We start from the raw sequence: 18492 nt of genomic DNA on the forward strand, positions 1-18492 counted from the left end.
CGTCGCGATCTGAGCGGCGACGCCAGGAGGGCCCGGCCGATCGGCCGGGCCCTCCGCGGTGCCGGCGGCGGGGCGCCCCCACGCCCCGACCGCCTCCGCCCGCAGGTCAGACCTTGTCGGTCTCGTCGACGCCGTCGGTCGCGAGCAGCTCGCTCTCGACGGTGCCGCCGTACCCCTCGGCCTGCGGGTCTCCGTGGAGGCCGCCCGACACGGCGTACTCCTCCTCGGGCGACAGGATGAGCCGGTGCCGGCCCCAGAGCGCGAAGCTCGCGAGCATGACCGCGTAGACGACGCCGATCGCGATGATCGCCGGCACGAACGTCGGGTTGAGCAGGAACCCGAGGAAGATGAGCGCGGCGATGATCGCGGCGACCACGGCTCCCGGCACGCCCCACGGGCTGCGGTAGGGGCGCTTCGCGTTCGGGTACTTGCGGCGGAGGATCACGAACGCGACCATCTGCAGCAGGTAGGCGAGCACCGCGCCCCACACCGCGATGTTCAGCACGATCGCGCCGGCGACGGCGCCCGCACCCTCCGCGTCGACCTGGGCGAGCACGTCGAGCACGATGAGCGCGACGAAGCCGATGATCGCGCCGGCCACGAGGGCGACCCACGGCGTCTGGCGCTTGCCGGTGAGCGAGAGGAACTTCGGGTAGTACCCGGCGCGCGAGAGCGAGTACATGTTGCGCCCGTAGGCGAACATGATGCCCTGCAGCGACGCGAGCAGGCCGATGAGCGCGAAGAGCGCGAGCACGGCGGCGAGTTCGTCGCCGACGATCGCCCGGAAGCCGTCGAGCAGCGGCTCCCCCGCGGTGCCCGTGGCCTCCGCACCGACGACGCCGGTGTTCAGGAACAGCACGAGCAGGCCGGTCACGATGAGGGTGGCGCGCGCGATGAGGCCGGCCTTCGGGATGTCGCGGACCGGGTCCTTCGACTCCTCGGCCGCGAGCGGCAGCTCCTCGATGCCGAGGAAGAACCACATCGCGAACGGCAGTGCGAAGAGGATCGGCAGCACGCCGTGCGGCAGGAACGCCGTCTGCCCCGCATCGGGGACGATGTCGAAGAGCTTGTCCCACGAGAACTGGCCGGAGAAGATCGCCATCGCGCTGAAGACGAGCAGGATCGCGATCGAGATGATCGAGACCACGATCGCGAACTTGAACGAGATGCTCGCGCCGGCCGCGTTGATGCCGATGAACACGAGGTAGAGGATCACCCACCAGATCCACTGGGGCATCGAGAAGCCGAGCAGCTCGCTCGTGATGGCGTCGGCGTACGAGCCGGAGAAGAACACGATCACCGCGGTCGTCGCGACGTACTCGATGGTCTCGGCGAGGCCGGTGACGAAACCGCCCCACGGCCCCATCGCGGCACGCGAGAAGGAGTACGCCCCGCCCGTGTGCGGCATCGCCGACGACATCTCGCCGATCGAGAAGATGAGCCCGTAGTACATGACGACGAGCACCGCGAAGGCGATGAGCATGCCGCCGAAGCCCGCGAAGTCGATGCCGAAGTTCCACCCAGAGAAGTCGCCCGAGATGACGGCGGCGACGGCGAGGCCCCAGAGGCCCCACACCCCGGCGGTGCGGGTGAGCTTGCGTTTCTCGAAGTACCCGGAGTCGGCGGTCGTGTACTTCACTCCCGAGACCTTGAGCGTGTCCTTGGTCATGGCGGTTCCCTTGCTCTCTCGAAGCGCGCAGCCGCAGCAGCGCGGGGGTGGGATGCGTTGGCCTGAACTATAGAGCGCCCAATGGTTGCTCGTACAGACCTTTTTGAAAAGCTCTCGATCGAACTGCTCATGCACCGTGCGGGAATCGCCGAACCGTTTCCTGCGAGCGTGTGGTGTAATGGTCGGCAATACCCACCATTCACGACTCGAGGAGGCGTCATCGGATGACGGCACCCACCGGATACCTCACCCTCGACGCACTGCATGGCGCGGTCGCCGACGGCCACGTCGACACCGTGATCGTCGCGTTCACCGACATGCAGGGGCGCTTGATCGGCAAGCGCGTCTCGGCGCGGCTCTTCCTCGAAGACGTCGCCGCCCACGGTGCCGAGTGCTGCAACTACCTGCTCGCCGTCGACGTCGAGATGAACACCGTCGACGGCTACGCGATGTCGAGCTGGGAGCGCGGCTACGGCGACATGGCGATGATCCCCGACTTCTCGACGCTGCGCATGGCGCCCTGGCTCGAGGCGACGGCGCTCGTCACGGCCGACCTGCAGTGGCTCGACGGCACTCCGGTCGAGGCCTCGCCCCGGCGCATCCTGCAGCGGCAGCTCGAACGCCTCGCCGAGCGCGGGCTCACGGCCTTCGTGGGCACCGAGCTCGAGTTCGTCGTCTTCGACGATTCGTTCCGCTCCGCCTGGCAGAAGGGCTACCGCGACCTCACCCCTGCGAGCGACTACAACATCGACTACGCGCTGCTCGCCTCGACCCGCATGGAGCCGCTGCTCCGCGACATCCGGAACTCGATGGACGGCGCGGGCATGTACTGCGAGGGCGTGAAGGGCGAGTGCAACCTCGGCCAGCAGGAGATCGCCTTCCGCTACACCGATGCGCTCGGCACGTGCGACAACCACTCGGTCTACAAGAACGGTGCGAAGGAGATCGCCGATCGGCACGGCAAGTCGCTGACGTTCATGGCGAAGTTCAACGAGCGCGAGGGCAACAGCTGCCACATCCACATCTCGCTGCGTGGAGAGGACGGCGAGGCCGTCTTCAGCGACCCGGATGCCCCGCACGGCATGTCCACCCTCTTCCGCCGGTTCCTCGCGGGCCAGGTGGCCGCGATGCGCGAGCTCACGCTCTTCTCCGCCCCGAACATCAACTCCTACAAGCGCTACGTGGCCGGCAGCTTCGCCCCCACGGCCATCGCCTGGGGCCTCGACAACCGCACGTGCGCGTTGCGCGTCGTGGGTCGCGGGCTCGGCATGCGCGTCGAGAACCGGGTGCCGGGCGGCGACGTGAACCAGTACCTCGCCGTCGCGGCGCTCATCGCCGCGGGACTCGCCGGCATCGACGGCGAACTCGAGCTCGACGACCTCTTCGAGGGCAACGCCTACGAGAGCGACGTGGCGCGGGTGCCCGCGACGCTCCGCGAGTCCGCCGAGCTCTTCGCCGGCTCCGCGATCGCACGTGAGGCGTTCGGCGACGAGGTCGTCGACCACTACCTGAACAACGCGCGCATCGAGCTCGCCGCCTACGACGCGGCCGTGACGGACTGGGAGCGGGTGCGTGGTTTCGAACGACTCTGAGCGGATCGTCCCGGCCCCGGTGATCGGCATCACGACCTACCTCGAGCAGGCGCAGAGCGGGGTCTGGGACGTGCGCGCCTCCTTCCTCCCGAAGGTCTACATCGACGCCGTGACCGACGCCGGCGGCATCGCCGTGCTGCTTCCGCCCCAACCGGCCGACGCCGCGATCGCGCATGCGGTGCTCGGCGCGCTCGACGGACTCATCGTCTCGGGCGGCGCCGACGTCGACCCCGCGCGATACGGCCAGGCGCGGCACGACCGCACCGGCGCACCGCGCACCGATCGCGACGACTGGGAGGACCTGCTGCTGACGACCGCGATCGGGCTCGAGCTGCCCTTCCTCGGCATCTGCCGCGGTGCGCAGATGCTGAACGTGGCGCTCGGCGGCACGCTCGTGCAGCACCTGCCCGACGTCGTCGGCAGCGACGCCTACCAGCCCGGCCCCGCGCAGTTCGGCGAGACCTCGGCGACCGTCGAGCCCGGCTCCCGTCTCGCAGCGGTGCTCGGCGATGCCCCCGCGCCGCTGCCGATCCACGTGTACCACCACCAGGCGCTCGACGAGGTCGCCGACGGCCTTCGGGTCACCGCACGCACCGACGACGGGGTCATCGAAGCCGTCGAGCTCGAGACGGTGCCGTTCGGCATCGGCGTGCAGTGGCACCCCGAAGAGAACGCCGCCGACCGCCGCCTCTTCGCCGGCCTCGTCGACGCCGCCCGCGAGCACCGGGCAGCCCGCCCGGCGACCGCCCACTCCGAAAGGACCGACCAGTGACCCACACGATCGTCAACCCCGCCGACGAGAGCGTCGTGACCACGGTCGCCGCCGCCTCGATCGACGACACGGATGTCGCGATCGCCCGGGCCGCAGCGGCCCAGCGCGACTGGGCGCGACTCGCCCCCGTCGACCGGGCCCGGCTCCTCCGCCGCTTCGCCGATGCCGTCGACGGTGCGGTCGAAGAGCTCGCGACGATCGAGATGCGCAACTCGGGGCATCCGATCGGCCAGGCCCGGTGGGAAGCCGGGCACGTGCGAGACGTGCTCGAGTACTACTCCGCTGCGCCCGAACGCCTCTTCGGCCGGCAGATCCCCGTCGCCGGCGGCCTCGACGTCACCTTCCAGGAGCCGCTCGGCGTCGTCGGCGTGATCACGCCGTGGAACTTCCCCATGACGATCGCGGCCTGGGGGTTCGCGCCCGCGCTCGCGGCCGGCAATGCGGTCGTGCTGAAGCCCGCCGAGTGGACCCCGCTCACGAGCATGCGCCTCGCAGAGCTCGGACTCGAGGCGGGCCTGCCCGACGGGCTCTTCCAGGTCGTCCCCGGCAAGGGATCGGTCGTCGGCCAGCGCTTCGTCACGAACGAGACCGTGCGCAAGATCGTCTTCACCGGCTCGACCGAGATCGGCAAGCAGATCATGTCGGGCTGCGCCGACCAGGTGAAGCGCGTGACGCTCGAGCTCGGCGGCAAGAGCGCCAACATCGTCTTCGCCGACTCCGACCTCGAACGGGCCGCCGCGACCGCGCCGTACGGGGTCTTCGAGAACGCCGGCCAGGACTGCTGCGCCCGCAGTCGCATCCTCGTCGAGCGCAGCGTCTACGAGCGGTTCATGGAGTTGCTCGAGCCCGCGGTGGCCGGGGTGCGCGTGGGCGATCCCGCCGACGAGTCGACCGAGATGGGCCCGCTCGTCGCGGCCGCCCACCTCGACCGGGTGCGTTCCTTCGTTCCGGATGACTCGGAGCTCGCGTTCCGCGCCTCCGCCCCGACCGGTCCCGGCTTCTGGTTCCCGCCCACCGTGCTCACCCCGGCGCGCGATTCGCGCACCGCGCGCGAGGAGATCTTCGGCCCCGTCGTCTCGGTGTTCCCGTTCGACGACGAAGACGACGCGATTCGCTTCGCGAACGCGAGCGAGTACGGACTCTCGGGATCGATCTGGACCCGCGACCTGAGCCGCGGCATCCGCGTCGCCCGGGCGATCGACTCGGGCAACCTCTCGGTGAACTCGCACTCGTCGGTGCGCTACTCGACGCCGTTCGGCGGCTTCAAGCAGTCGGGCCTCGGCCGCGAGCTCGGCCCGGATGCACCCCTCGCCTTCACCGAGACCAAGAACGTCTTCCTCGCCGTCGACTGACCCGCACGACCCTACGACAGGAGCACCATGACCGACCTTCCACGCATCGACCTCACCCAGCGCCTCGCCGGCCGCGTGGCCGTGATCACCGGCGGCGCCTCGGGCATCGGTCTCGCGACCGCCAAGCGCCTCGCCGCCGAGGGCGCCCGCGTCGTCATCGGCGACATGGACGCCTCGACCGGGCCGGCCGCCGCCGAACTCGTCGGCGGGTTGTTCGTGCAGGTCGACGTCACCGATCAGGCCCAGGTCGACCACCTCTTCGACGAGGCCGCCCGCGTCTACGGCTCGGTCGACATCGCGTTCAACAACGCGGGCATCTCCCCGCCCGACGACGACTCGATCGAGACGACCGAGCTGCCCGCCTGGCAGAAGGTGCAGGACGTCAACCTCAAGTCGGTCTACCTCTGCTCGCGCGCGGCCCTTCGGCACATGGTCGCGCAGGGGCGCGGCTCGATCATCAACACGGCGTCGTTCGTCGCGGTGCTGGGGTCGGCGACCTCGCAGATCTCGTACACCGCCTCGAAGGGCGGCGTGCTCGCGATGAGCCGGGAGCTCGGCGTGCAGTTCGCCCGGCAGGGCATCCGCGTGAACGCCCTCTGCCCGGGCCCCGTGAACACGCCCCTGCTCCAGGAGCTGTTCGCGAAGGACCAGGAGCGCGCCCAGCGCCGCCTCGTGCACATCCCCGTGGGCCGCTTCGCCGAACCCGAGGAACTCGCTGCGGCGGTCGCGTTCCTCGCGAGCGACGACGCCTCGTTCATCACCGGCTCGACGTTCCTCGTCGACGGCGGTATCAGCTCGGCCTACGTCACTCCGCTCTAGGCTCGAACCATGGCGGTCGCGGAGGAGAACGAGCAGGCGGAGCCCGCCGAGGTGCCGGGCATCGAGGTGACGAACGCCGAGGTGCTGAGCGCCGGGCTGCTGCTGACGCCGGCGCGGCCCGCCAACGCCTTCGAGGAGACGGTGCAGCGACTGCTGCAGTCGATCCGGCTCGGGCTCATCGGACCGGGTGAGCGCCTGCCCGCCGAGCGCGAGCTCGCGACGATGCTCGAGGTCAGCCGCGACACGCTGCGCGAGGCGATCGCCTCCCTCGCCGAAGCCGGATGGGTGGTGGCCCGACGCGGGCGCTACGGCGGCACGTTCGTCTCCGACGAGCTGCCCGTCGCGCTCCCAGCGGCGCCGGGCACGACCGACGATCCCTTCGTGACATCCGCCCGCCTCGAGGACACGCTCGCGCTTCGCTCGGTCATCGAGGTCGGCGCGGCGCGGCGCGCCGCCGAGAGCGAGCTGACCGCCAACGATCGCGAACGGCTCTGGCAGGCCTACGAGGAGTGCAGCGGCGCCGCCGGCGAGCAGTACCGCATGGCGGACTCCCGCCTGCACCTGCTGATCGCCGAGGTGCTCGGCGCGCCGAGCGTCATCCCGCTCGTCGCCGACGTGCGCATGCGCGTCAACGAACTGCTCGACGGCATTCCGCTGCTCGCCCCGAACATCGCGCACTCGAACGAGCAGCACCGCGCCATCGTCGGTGCGATCCTCCGCGGCAGCCCCGACGATGCCGCCAGCGCCATGGCCGAGCACCTCGAGGGCACAGAGGCGCTGCTGCGCGGCTTCTACGCCTGAGACGAGAGACCGCGACATCCGCTCGCGTCGCCGACGTCGAGAAGTCGCAGATGGTGATCAATCCGCCTCGGACGTCGCCATCTGCGACCTTTCGGCGCGCCCCAGGGGAGGAACGGCCCGGGCGGGAAGCGGAACGGGCGAGGAGTACACGGCCTGAGACGCGGGAACGGGCCGCCTCCCGAAGGAGACGACCCGTTCCGCGGACCCGATGCGGGTCGCCTGCGAACTCAGAGGAACGCGAAGGGCAGCATCGCGAGTCCGAAGACGAGGGCGCCGAACGCGACGAGCACGGTGCCCGCGAGCATCACGCCGTTCAGCACGATGCCCCAGATGGCCATGGTGCGCGCCGCGGGCTCGCGCTTCAGCGCCAGGATGCCGAGCACGAGCCCGATCACCGGCACGAAGAAGGTGGAGCTCGCCACGATGGAGACGAGTCCGAGCACGAGGCTCGCGATGCTGAACCCGTTCGTCTCCGCGGCCGGCGCGGCGTAGGGGTTCGGCTCCGCGAACGGCGCCTGGGTTGCGGTGTCGGTGACGGTGGTCATGTGATTGCTCCTGTTCGTGGATGCCCGTTGTGGGCGTGCTTCCACGCTACGGACCCGCGGAATCGCGCGGTATGGGGCTATCCCCCCGATACCATCGGATGGATCCCCACCCTTCGACTCCCATGAAACGGAGCAGCATGACTCTGCCCTGGACCATCCACGGCGACGGCAAGAACGTCAATCCCGGCGAGGTCGTCGCCCCCGGCGAGCGCCTCAGCTGGCCCCGCACGATCGGCCTCGGCGCCCAGCACGTCGTGGCCATGTTCGGTGCGACGTTCCTCGTCCCGATCCTCACGGGCTTCCCGCCCGCGACGACCCTGTTCTTCTCGGGCCTCGGCACGATCCTCTTCCTCGTCATCACGAAGAACCGGGTGCCGAGCTACCTGGGCTCCTCGTTCGCGTTCATCGCCCCGATCAGCGCCGCGATGGGCGCGAAGGGCATCGGCGACCCCATGGGCGCCGCGCTCTTCGGCATCGTCGTCGTCGGCGTGCTGCTCGCTCTCGTCGGCCTCCTCGTGCAGTGGGTCGGCACGCGCTGGATCGACGTGCTCATGCCGCCCGTCGTCGCAGGTGCGATCGTCGCGCTCATCGGCTTCAACCTGGCGCCCGCCGCGAAGAACAACTTCATGCTGGCCCCGCTGACCGCGCTCATCACGCTCGCGGCCGTCATCATCGCGAGCGTCGCCTTCCGCGGCATCCTCGGTCGCATGTCGATCCTCGTCGGCGTCGTGATCGGCTACATCGCCGCGGCGATCCAGGGCGAGATCGACTTCGCGCGCATCGAGGACGCCGCGTGGATCGGCCTGCCGACCTTCCACCTGCCCGCGAACCCCTTCGCCGACGCCGCCGTATGGGGCTTCCTCCCCGCCTTCCTGCCGGTCGTGCTCGTGCTCATCGCCGAGAACGTCGGTCACATCAAGGGCGTCGCGCAGATGACCGACCCGTCGGTCAACAAATCCACCGGTCGCGCACTCTTCGCCGACGGCCTCGCGACCACCATCGCCGGCTTCTTCGGCGGCTCGGGCACCACGACCTACGGCGAGAACATCGGCGTCATGGCCGCGACCCGCATCTACTCGACCGCCGCCTACTGGATCGCCGGCATCGTCGCGGTGCTGCTCGGCCTCTCCCCCAAGTTCGGCGAGGTCATCAACACGATCCCGGCGGGCGTGCTCGGCGGCGTCACCACGGCGCTGTACGGCCTCATCGGCATCATCGGCGTGAAGATCTGGCTCGACAACAAGGTCGACTTCTCGAAGCCCGTGAACCAGTTCACCGCGGCCACGGCCCTCATCATCGGCATCGCCGACTTCACCTTCGCGGTCGGCGGCGTCTCGTTCAACGGCATCGCGCTCGGCACGATCGCCGCGATCGTGATCTACCACCTCATGAACGGCATCGCCAAGGCGCGCGGCACGAACTGAAGCGCGGCTCGCACCGAGCCGGAGCACGAACACGGATGCCCCGGGGCCGATCGGCCCCGGGGCATCCGTCGTCGGAGCGGAAGGTCAGGCGAAGAGCGCCTCGACCGGCCCGCGCGCGAAGTAGACGAGGAAGCCGGCCGCGACGATCCAGAGCAGCGGGCTGATCTCGCGGGCCTTGCCCGACAGCGAACGCACGACGACCCAGGCGATGAAGCCCGCGCCGATGCCGTTGGCGATCGAGTACGTGAGCGGCATGACCGTGACGGCGAGGAACACCGGCAGCAGCACCGAGAACTCCGAGAAGTCGATGTGCTTGATCTGCGCCATCATGAGCGCACCCACGATGACGAGCGCCGCAGAGGCGACCTCGGTCGGCACGATCGAGACGAGCGGCGTGAAGAACATCGCCGCGAGGAAGAGCAGACCCGTCACGATGTTCGCGAGGCCCGTGCGCGCGCCCTCGCCGATGCCGGCACCCGACTCGATGAAGACCGTGTTCGACGACGCGGAGGCGTAGCCGCCCGCGACGGCGCCGACGCCCTCGACGATCAACGCGGACTTCAGGCGCGGGAAGTCGCCCTTCGCGTCGGCGAGCTGCGCCTCCTTCGAGAGACCCGTCATCGTGCCCATGGCATCGAAGAAGTTCGTGAAGACGAGCGTGAAGACGAGCATGACGGCGGCGAGCACGCCGATGCGCTCGAAGCTGCCGAACGAGACCTGTCCGACGAGCGAGAGGTCGGGCAGGCCGACGATCGAGCCCGTGAGCTCGGGCACCGAGAGGCTCCAGCCGCCGGCGTTGAACTCGTCGCCGGCGAACATCGGGCCGAGGTTCCAGATCGCCTCGACGACGACCGCGAGCACGGTGCCCGAGACGAGTCCGATGAGGATGCCGCCCTTGACCTTGCGAGCCACGAGGATGCCCGTGAGCAGGAGGGTGAAGATGAAGACGAGGGTCGGCACGGTTGCGACGGAACCGGCGATGCCGAGGCCGACGGGCGGCGAGGAGGCGCCGGTCGCGGTGACGAATCCGGCGTTCACGAATCCGATGAAGGCGATGAAGAGGCCGATGCCGACCGTGATCGCGAGCTTCAGCTGGATCGGCACCGCGTCGAAGATGAGACGGCGGAGGCCGGTCGCCGCGAGCAGCACGATGATGAGGCCGTTGATGACCACGAGGCCCATCGCCTCGGGCCAGGTCACCTGGCCGACGACGGAGACCGCGAGGAACGAGTTGATGCCGAGGCCCGCGGCGAAGCCGAAGGGCAGGCGTGCGACGAGGCCGAACAGGATCGTCATGACACCGGCGGTCAGGCCGGTCACTGCGGAGACCTGGGCGAACCCGAGCTGGTTGCCGTCGACGTCGACGCCGGCCGACAGGATGATCGGGTTGAGGATCACGATGTAGGCCATCGTCACGAAGGTGACGATGCCGCCGCGCACCTCGTTGCCGACGGTGGAGCCGCGCTTGGTGATCTCGAAGAATCGGTCGATGGGGTGCGACGGCTTCGCGCTCGGCTCTGCCGCTTCGGGGGTCGTTTCGGGGGTCGTCTCAGTGGTCATCCGGGAACCTTCGATGAGGGACGCGCCGGGGGCGGCGCGACGGGTGGACTGGAGCTGCTCAGCTGAACAGCTTGATGATGTGCTCGCCCACGATCAGGTAGAGACCGAAGATCACCGCGAGACCGCTCACGATGAAGCAGGTCCACGCCCCGACGAGCGCGGCGCGTTTCTGCCCCTCGCTCAGCGGGCTCTTCTTCGCCGCCTTGGCCGCCCGCTTCTCAGCCTGGCGGATCTCGGCGGGCGTCACCACGGTGATCGCGTCGGTGAACTCGGCGGGCGTCACGATGGGCGTTCGCCCCGAGATCGTGAGGAGCCGGACGCCGAGCGAGTATGCGGAGACGACGACGACGGTGCCGATCATCGCGGTGACGAAGACGAGGAGGAACGCGAACCAGTCGATCACGAGGCCACCTTCTTCTTCGGCTTGGGGTTGCGCTTGATCTTCACCGCACGGCCCGAGTGGGCGACCTCGCTCACCACGTTGTGGTGGGAGACCTCGTTGCGGCGCGACCAGAGGAAGATGCCGACGATCACGGAGACGCCGACGATCGTGTCGATGATGATGCCGACGACGCCGAGGTGGGCGACGACCGCGGCGAGGGCGCCGACGCCACCCGCGGCGGGCAGCGTCAGGAGCCAGCCGACGCCGATGCGGCCGGCGGTGCGCCAGCGCACCTTCGATCCGCGGCGGCCGAGGCCGGAGCCGATGACCGAGCCCGAGGCGACCTGCGTGGTCGACAGTGCGAAGCCGACGTGGCTCGACGCGAGGATCGTCGCGGCGGTGGCGGTCTCGGCGGCGAAGCCCTGCGCCGGCTTCACGTCGGTGAGACCGGTGCCGAGGGTCTTGATGATGCGCCAGCCGCCCATGTACGTGCCGAGGGCGATCGCGACGGCGCACGTGACGATGACCCAGAGCTGCACCTCGGCGCCGGCGGGCTGCAGGCCCGCGGCGACCAGCGTGAGAGTGATGACGCCCATCGTCTTCTGGGCGTCGTTGGTGCCGTGCGCCAGGGCGACGAGCGACGAGGAGAAGATCTGCGCGTGGCGGAACCGGTCGCGCCCGTCGGGCTTGCCGTCGTACCGACGCGTGATGGCGTAGGCGAGCTTCGTCGCGGTGTAGGCGATGAGCCCCGCAGTGAGCGGAGCGAGCAGCGCGGGCAGGATGACCTTCGACATCACGACCGCGAAGTCGATCGCGCCGACGCCGAACCCGACGAGGGCAGCACCGATCAGGCCGCCGAACAGGGCGTGGCTCGACGACGACGGCAGGCCGAGCAGCCAGGTGATCATGTTCCACACGATCGCGCCGATGAGGCCGGCGAAGATGAGCTCGGGTGTGATGAGCACACCGCCGTCGCCCTCTTTGATGATGCCGCCGGAGATGGTCTTGGCCACCTCGGTCGAGAGGAAGGCGCCGACGAGGTTCAGGATGGCGGCGAGGCCGACCGCGACCTTGGGCTTCAGCGCGCCCGTGGCGATGGGGGTGGCCATCGCGTTGGCCGTGTCATGGAACCCGTTGGTGAAGTCGAAGAAGAGCGCCAGTGCGATGACCAGCACGACGATGAGGGTGAGATCCACCGGCGCCTTTCGTAGCTAATACAGCCTCTGGGATCGGTGAAGCCCGCGCCCTGGGAGGGATTTCACCAGATGTTCAGGGGATGTGCCTTGCAGGAGCAAAGTCCGCCGTGCACCCATAGATACTACGTGACGGAACCGGGCTCCTCCACCACCGTAGCGAGGTCGGCACCGAACACGAAGGTGCGCTGCACCGTGCCGCCGGCGAGCACGTCGGGCAACCACCGGCGAGCGTCGTCCCACATCTCGTCGAGCGGGATCTCGCGCACGTCGAACCACTCGGGATCGAGCTCGTCGGACGGCACGGGCTCCCCCGTCCAGTTGCGGCACACGAAGACGTTGGATTCCTGGCTCCAGGACTCCTTGTGCGGGAACACGTAGCTCAGGATGCCGCGCGGCTCGAGGTCGTCGGCGGCCACGACGAGACCGGACTCCTCGAAGATCTCGCGCACCGCGGCATCCGTCGCCGACTCGCCCGGTTCGAGCTTGCCGCCGGGCGCCACGAAGTTGCCCATGCCGAGCCCGTGCTTCTTGCGCCCCAGGAGCACCTCGACGCGGCCTCCGTGCTCGCGCAGGAGGTAGCAGACGCACACCTGGGGCAGTGACATGCTCAGCCGAAGAGGATCTTCGCCTCGTCGTACCGGGCCTGCGGCACCTGGTTGAGCGAGCCGACGGCCTCGGCGATCGACACCGTCTCGATGTCGGTGCCCCGAAGGGTGACCATCGAGCCCCACGCGCCCTCGTAGACCGCGTCGACGGCGGCCATGCCGAGGCGCGTCGCGAGCACGCGGTCGAACGCGGTCGGCTCGCCGCCGCGCTGGATGTGGCCGAGCACCGTGGCACGGGACTCGATGCCCGTGCGCTCCTCGATCATGGGCGCGATGAGCTCGGCGATGCCGCCGAGGCGGGGGCGGTTGAACGCGTCGAGGCCCTTGTGCGAGTGCGCCTCCTCCATGCCCTCGAACTTGAAGCCCTCGGCCACGACGACGAGCGGCGCACGACCGCGATCGCGCACGGACTCGACCCACTCGGTGATCTGCTCGATCGACTGCGGCTGCTCGGGGATGAGGATCGCGTGCGCACCGCCGGCCATGCCCGAGTGCAGGGCGATCCAGCCGACGTGGCGGCCCATGACCTCGAGCACCATGCAGCGACCGTGCGAGTCGGCCGTCGTGCGCAGGCGGTCGATGGCCTCGGTCGCGATCTGCACGGCCGTGTCGAATCCGAACGAGTAGTCGGTGGCCGCGAGGTCGTTGTCGATGGTCTTCGGAACGCCGATGACCTTGATGCCGCCCTCGTCCCACAGGCGGCGCGCCGCCGTGAGCGTGCCCTCGCCGCCGATCGCCATGATCGCATCGATGCCGTTGCGGTCGAGCATCTCCTGGATCTTCTCGGGGCCGCCGCCCTCGCCCTCGAACGGGTTGGTGCGGCTCGAGCCGAGGATCGTGCCGCCCTGCTTGGCGAGGCCGCGCACGTCGTGGCGCACGATCGGCACCAGGTCGTCTTCGACGACGCCCCGCCAGCCGTTGCGGAATCCGACGAACTCGGTGTCGTACGAGATGACGCCCTTCAGCACGGATCCGCGGATGACCGCGTTGAGGCCGGGGCAGTCGCCGCCCGATGTGAGGATGCCGATCTTCATGCTCGTGGGACTCCTTGTTGCTCAGGGGGATTCGTCGCCGGAGCCGCTTCATCGGGGCACGACTCCGGGAAGTCTAGCGAACCTCGACTTCCCCGTACGACGCCGACGAGGTGCCCCCGAGCGGTCACTGCCGGCCGAGCCGACCGCCCGGCCGTCGCCCGCCTACAGGGCGCCGTCGAGCGCCTGCCGCAGCAGGTGCTGGAGGGCGTCCAGCTGCACGGAGTCCGCCGAGCCCGGCTCGACGTCGCTGCCGTCGAGCGCACGCGCCGCGAGCCCCTGCTTCGAGTCGATGAGTTCGGCGATGCGCGCGTCGATCGTGTGCGCGGCGATGATGCGCCATGCGGTGACGGGCTCGTCCTGGCCGATGCGGTGCACGCGGTCGATCGCCTGCGTCTGCTCGGCCGCGGTCCAGCTGAGCTCGGCGAGCACGACGTTCGACGCGGCCTGCAGGTTCACTCCGACACCTGCGGCCGTGAGCGAGCAGACGGCGACGGCGACCTCGGGGTCGTTGTTGAACGCGTCGATCGCGGCCTGGCGCTGCAGGGCGGTCTGGTCGCCGCGCAGCGACACGGTGCGCAGCTCCCGTGCGGCGAAGGCCGCCTCGGCCTGGTCCATGACGTCGATGTGCTTGGCGAAGAACACGACCTTGCCGACCGAGCGGGCGAGCTGGGCGGCGTAGTCGGCCGCGAGACCGGCCTTGGCCTGACCGATGCGGCGCACCATCGTGAAGACGTTCTCGCCCGACTTCGTCGCCTTCGACTCCTCGAGCTCCGCGCTCGCGACGGCGCGGATGAACTGGTCGCGCTGGTCGTCGTCGAGGTCGCCGACGCGCAGGTGCCGCGCCTCGACGAGCGCCCGGAAGCGCCCTGCGAGACGGTTGCCGAGCTCGCGCTCGGCGGCACGAACGGAGCGCCCGAGCTCGTCGTCGAGTTCGACGGGCAGGTCGGCGATGCGCTTGGCGGGCAGGTCGGCGGCAACGTCGACCTTGCGCCGGCGCACGATGCCGAGGTCGATCACGGCACGGCGGGCCGCGCTGTAGAAGCCGGGCTCCGCCGGCGTGAGACCCGTCTCCTCGAGCTTGCCGAGCAGTTCGGGCGAGGGCTTGTCGCCCTCGATCCAGCCGAGGAACTTCCAGATCGCGCGGAAGTCGTCGACGTCGTTGATGAGCGGCGTGCCGGTGAGGGCGAGCAGCAGGGGGTCGCCGCCCGGCGCGGTCCGACGGATGCGGTCGGCGAGGGCGAGCACGTTCTTCGACCGCTGCGACTGCAGGTTCTTGATGAAGTGCGCCTCGTCGACGACCATGCCCTTGAATCCGAGGGTCGACAGCCACGCCATGTGCCGGTCGAGCACGTCGTAGTTGACGACCACGACGTCGGCGAAGGCGTCGAGCGTGTCGCCGTCGCCGTGGATGACGGTCGCACGGCGATGCGGGGTCCACCGCTCGACCTCGCGCGCCCAGTTCATCTTCACGACGTTCGGCACGACGGCGAGCAGCGGGTAGGCGCCGGCGACGGATGCCGCGAGCACCGACTGCGCCGTCTTGCCGAGACCCGGCTCGTCGGCGAGCAGGAACGTGCGGTGCCCGAGGCGGGCGCTCTCGATGAAGCGCGCCTGGTGCTTCATGAGTTCGAGGCCGCGCGGCGCGAGCCGGTCGACCTTCGGCGCTTCGGGCAGCTCCATCGTGGCGGCCTGACCGCCGGAGCCGACCTCGAAGGACTTGAACAGCGGCCCGAGCAGCTCCCAGTTGGCGAGCCGGCGCACCGGCACGACCGGAGCGGCCTGCTTCGAGAAGTCGGGCGGGAGGAACGGGTTCGCGAGCTGTCGCGAGCGAACGGATGCCGGGATCACCTGGTTCTCGCTGAGCACGGGCTTCACCTCGGCTTCGCGGGTGATGATGAGCTCGTCGGGCGAGAGCTCCGCGCCCGACTCGAGCAGCCAGTCGCGACGGAACCGCTGCGCGACCGTGGAGATCGAGGCGTCGGGCTCGAGCAGCGCGATGAGGCTCGTGTCGCGGGCGGCGGTCTTCGCGAGGATCTGCGCGATGCCGTCGAGTCGCTTGAGGAGCTCGGAGCGCGCGGCATCCGTGATCTCGGTGTCGGCCTTGACCCGTGCGCGCTCTTCGCGCATGAGGAGTGCGATCACCTGGAACTTCGTGCGATTCGTCGGGCCGAGCTTGCCCTTCTGCGCCTTCTGCTCCACCTCGCGCACCTTGCGCGCGAGGATCGGGATGATCGGTGCGTCATCGTCGCGCGAACGCGTTCGCTGCCGCTGCCTCGTCTGGGCCAATGGTCCTCCAGTGTCTGGGCCGAATCCGGCACCCCCCTCGACATCGTGAGATGTTCGAGACCGCTCGGCGGCACCGAACTGGTCGGTGGCCCGCGGTGCGCGAATCCCGAACCGAGCAGCGCGCGAGCTCAGGTTCATTCACACCCAGCTCACGCGGTCGGACGAAGAACGGATTCGTCGTGCGCAGGACCAGTCTAGCGTCAACCCCGTGCAGGATCGGCGCGACAGGCCTACCCTTGCCTCATGGACGGTCTCGCAGGGGCGGGCGACGGCGTCTCGCCCGACGACGATTTCACGGTGTCGCAGGATACGGAGTTCGACGAACCCGACGACGTCGCCGACGACGACGAGCGCTCGATCGACGACAGCCTCGACGACGAGCTGCCCGGCGTCGACGCCGAGCGCCGGGTCGATCTCGCCGACGACCGCGGCCCCGCCGCAGAGGAGTAGTCGCCGGGCCCCACGGCCGCGGGCGGTTCGGTCAGACCCCGCCGCCGCCTCCGCCGCCGCCCCCGCCGCCCGCGGAGCCGCCGCCGCCCGAGCCGCTCGACCCGGAGCTCGACCCCGACCCCGACCACGACGAGCTCGAGGCCGATGAGAACGACGAGATGCCCGATGCGAGCAGCCCGGCGTTGAAGCCGCTCGACCCGGCGTACCACGTGGGTTCCGTGCCGACCTGTTCGTGCAGCGCGGAGAGCACCTCGGCCCATTCGCGCTCGAGGCCGAACAGCACGGCGTAGGGCAGCAGTCGCTCGTTGAGCTTCAGCACGGTGACGGGGTCGAGCTCGACGGTCGCGACCGGCGCGCCCGCGGCGTCCGTCGGAGCCGCACCGGCGTCGGTTGCCGCCGACCGCTCCACTCGCAGCGCTCCACTCGGGCTCTGCAGCACGCGGAGCCGGTCGGCCTCGGCGAGGAGGATGTAGAGGCGCAGGCCCTCGAGGTGATCGTGCAGCGCGCGGCCCTGTTCGGTGAACGGGCGCACCCCGGCGATCGTGACGAGCGTCGCGACCGCCGCGAGGATCGCGACGACGAAGCAGATCGCCGGCCAGAACCCGCCCATCTGGTTGTCGAGCGCGATGACGCCGAGCACGAACGAGAGGGTCGCGGCGACGGCGGCGACCACGAGGAGCAGCACCCGGAGCCCGACGGCGGGTCGGCGCCGCAGCCCGGCCGAGACCACGCGCTTGCCGACCGCCTGGTTGATCGCGTACAGGCGCTTGCCGAGCGCCGTGTCGTTCGCGAGCTCTCGCCGCTCCCCCGCGCGGCGGTCTCCGAAGAGCGCCGAGACGACCGCGTCGGCGTCGGGGTCGGCCGGGCCGCCCGCCCCCACGTACTCGACGGCGTACTTCTTCTTGCCGGACTCGACGATGCGCAGCTGGCCGGCGACCGCTCGTTCGAGGATCGTCGCCGTCACGCCCTTGGCCGATGCTCCGACGAGATCGGCGGCGAGCAGCGTCGAGACGCCGGCGGGCGGCTCGTACTGGGCGATGATCGTGCCGCGCCCCGGATGGCTGCGCCAGCGCGAGATGCGCAGGATCAGCGCCGCCGCGGCGGCGAGCACGGCGATCACGGCCGCGATGGCACCGCCGATGGCCGCGGGCGAGGAGCCGAACGACTCGTCGCGCGGAACGAAGGTGCCCTCGGTGAACGCCGCAGCGATGGTGAGGGTCTCGAACGGCTGCACGTCGAGGGCCTCGGCCGTGATGACGGGCGGTTCGGGCTCCTCCTCCAGCGACTCGCAGGGCGTGCTCGAATCCTCGACGCCGCGATAGCAGGCGACGGCGCCGGTCGCCGCCGCGGCGACGTCGTCGCTCAATCGCAGCTCGGCGCTGACCCGTCCGAAGGGCTGGGCCCACCCGGTGCCGTTCACATCCCAGTAGAACTCGTCGACGTCCGCATCGTCGGGCTGCATGGTGACGTTGTGCTGCCGATAGCTGATGACGTACATCTGCTCGCCGTGCACGAAGTCGTCGCCGCGGATCGTGACGAGGACGAAGCCGTCGTCGTCCTCGTCCTCCTCGACCTCGAACGAGCGCGGCGCGCCGGTGCCGTCGGTCACCGTGATCTGTTCGATGTCGGTGGGGTGCCCGCGATACGACCTCGGGAGTGCGCGCCGGATGCCGCGGTTCTGGTCGAACTCGGGGAACCGGGCGACGAGCGTCTCGGTCGCGTCGAGCACCGAGCGTCCGCCGTCATCGCGCGAGAGTTCGTAGACGGCGTCGAACGAATCGAAGGTGAAGTCGTCGGGGCCGTTCGCCGCTCCGACGACGGATGCCGCGGGCACGGCGAGCGTTCGCGACGTGGCCGCAGCGCTCGGTTCGACGGTCACCGCCGCTGCAGCCGGCAGCGCCGCCGTGAGCGCGGCGACGAGGCCGACGACCGCAGCAGCGGTGCCGATGAGTGCGGTTCGGGAGCGGCGCATGCCCCTACGCTAGCGCGGGCGCGGGCCCCGACC

At 70.0% G+C, this 18492-nt stretch carries 16 protein-coding genes; 7 read left to right on the top strand and 9 right to left on the bottom strand.

Annotation, left to right across the window (positions count from 1 at the left end):
• Positions 1 to 106 precede the first annotated feature (106 nt).
• Positions 107 to 1669 carry an amino acid permease gene (locus tag ACFTQE_RS16765; RefSeq protein WP_375836984.1) on the bottom strand — a complete coding sequence of 521 codons (1563 nt, stop codon included), beginning with the start codon at positions 1667 to 1669 and terminating at the stop codon, positions 107 to 109.
• A 224-nt stretch (positions 1670 to 1893) separates the two neighbouring features.
• On the opposite strand from ACFTQE_RS16765, the gene ACFTQE_RS16770 reads away from it, so the two are divergent.
• Genes ACFTQE_RS16770 through ACFTQE_RS16790 form a run of 5 tightly spaced genes read left to right on the top strand, consistent with a single transcriptional unit; the run spans position 1894 to position 7005 of the window.
• The gene (locus ACFTQE_RS16770; RefSeq protein ID WP_376926140.1) at positions 1894 to 3261 is read left to right on the top strand and encodes a glutamine synthetase family protein; all 1368 of its coding nucleotides are present in this window, start codon (positions 1894 to 1896) and stop codon (positions 3259 to 3261) included.
• The gene (locus tag ACFTQE_RS16775; protein ID WP_376926141.1) at positions 3242 to 4033 is read left to right on the top strand and encodes a gamma-glutamyl-gamma-aminobutyrate hydrolase family protein; all 792 of its coding nucleotides are present in this window, start codon (positions 3242 to 3244) and stop codon (positions 4031 to 4033) included. The genes ACFTQE_RS16770 and ACFTQE_RS16775 overlap by 20 nt, the downstream gene beginning before the upstream one ends.
• Positions 4030 to 5385, top strand: coding sequence for an aldehyde dehydrogenase family protein (locus tag ACFTQE_RS16780; protein WP_376926142.1), 1356 nt, complete (start codon positions 4030 to 4032; stop codon positions 5383 to 5385). Before ACFTQE_RS16775 ends, ACFTQE_RS16780 begins: the two co-directional genes overlap by 4 nt.
• A 27-nt stretch (positions 5386 to 5412) precedes the next feature.
• Complete coding sequence (locus ACFTQE_RS16785; protein ID WP_375836991.1) at positions 5413 to 6204, top strand: 3-oxoacyl-ACP reductase; 792 nt, start codon at positions 5413 to 5415, stop codon at positions 6202 to 6204.
• 9 nt (positions 6205 to 6213) lie between these two features.
• Positions 6214 to 7005: a FadR/GntR family transcriptional regulator gene (locus ACFTQE_RS16790; protein ID WP_376926143.1), complete on the top strand. Its 792-nt coding sequence runs from the start codon at positions 6214 to 6216 to the stop codon at positions 7003 to 7005.
• A gap of 227 nt (positions 7006 to 7232) precedes the next feature.
• Here the strand turns inward: ACFTQE_RS16790 and ACFTQE_RS16795 are convergent, their stop codons facing one another.
• On the bottom strand, positions 7233 to 7550 hold the full coding sequence (locus ACFTQE_RS16795; RefSeq protein WP_376926144.1) for a DUF4190 domain-containing protein: 318 nt from the start codon (positions 7548 to 7550) through the stop codon (positions 7233 to 7235).
• A 137-nt stretch (positions 7551 to 7687) separates the two neighbouring features.
• On the opposite strand from ACFTQE_RS16795, the gene ACFTQE_RS16800 reads away from it, so the two are divergent.
• Complete coding sequence (locus ACFTQE_RS16800) at positions 7688 to 8974, top strand: uracil-xanthine permease family protein (protein WP_376926145.1); 1287 nt, start codon at positions 7688 to 7690, stop codon at positions 8972 to 8974.
• Between the two features lie 84 nt (positions 8975 to 9058).
• On the opposite strand, the gene ACFTQE_RS16805 is transcribed toward ACFTQE_RS16800, so the two are convergent.
• From ACFTQE_RS16805 to ACFTQE_RS16830, 6 genes are all read right to left on the bottom strand, one after another.
• A complete protein-coding gene (locus ACFTQE_RS16805; RefSeq protein WP_376926146.1) occupies positions 9059 to 10534 on the bottom strand; it encodes an NCS2 family permease in 1476 nt (491 codons plus the stop codon).
• 58 nt (positions 10535 to 10592) lie between these two features.
• Positions 10593 to 10937 (bottom strand): peptidase, encoded by a 345-nt coding sequence (locus ACFTQE_RS16810; RefSeq protein WP_375836999.1) that lies wholly within the window; start codon positions 10935 to 10937, stop codon positions 10593 to 10595.
• Complete coding sequence (locus ACFTQE_RS16815; RefSeq protein ID WP_376926147.1) at positions 10934 to 12112, bottom strand: anion permease; 1179 nt, start codon at positions 12110 to 12112, stop codon at positions 10934 to 10936. The genes ACFTQE_RS16810 and ACFTQE_RS16815 overlap by 4 nt, the downstream gene beginning before the upstream one ends.
• Positions 12113 to 12234: 122 nt before the next feature.
• Positions 12235 to 12717 (bottom strand): 8-oxo-dGTP diphosphatase, encoded by a 483-nt coding sequence (locus ACFTQE_RS16820; protein WP_376926148.1) that lies wholly within the window; start codon positions 12715 to 12717, stop codon positions 12235 to 12237.
• Positions 12718 to 12719: 2 nt separating this feature from the next.
• On the bottom strand, positions 12720 to 13751 hold the full coding sequence (locus tag ACFTQE_RS16825; RefSeq protein ID WP_376926149.1) for a 6-phosphofructokinase: 1032 nt from the start codon (positions 13749 to 13751) through the stop codon (positions 12720 to 12722).
• Positions 13752 to 13913: 162 nt separating this feature from the next.
• The gene (locus ACFTQE_RS16830; RefSeq protein WP_376926150.1) at positions 13914 to 16037 is read right to left on the bottom strand and encodes a DEAD/DEAH box helicase; all 2124 of its coding nucleotides are present in this window, start codon (positions 16035 to 16037) and stop codon (positions 13914 to 13916) included.
• Between the two features lie 243 nt (positions 16038 to 16280).
• Between ACFTQE_RS16830 and ACFTQE_RS16835 the strand changes: the two genes are divergently transcribed.
• Complete coding sequence (locus ACFTQE_RS16835) at positions 16281 to 16487, top strand: hypothetical protein (RefSeq protein ID WP_376926151.1); 207 nt, start codon at positions 16281 to 16283, stop codon at positions 16485 to 16487.
• 31 nt (positions 16488 to 16518) lie between these two features.
• Here the strand turns inward: ACFTQE_RS16835 and ACFTQE_RS16840 are convergent, their stop codons facing one another.
• On the bottom strand, positions 16519 to 18459 hold the full coding sequence (locus ACFTQE_RS16840; protein WP_376926152.1) for a DUF2207 family protein: 1941 nt from the start codon (positions 18457 to 18459) through the stop codon (positions 16519 to 16521).
• Positions 18460 to 18492: the final 33 nt, after the last annotated feature.

The sequence above is a fragment of the Agromyces sp. NPDC056965 genome (assembly GCF_042673425.1).
In the GTDB taxonomy this organism is placed as follows: Bacteria; Actinomycetota; Actinomycetes; order Actinomycetales; family Microbacteriaceae; genus Agromyces.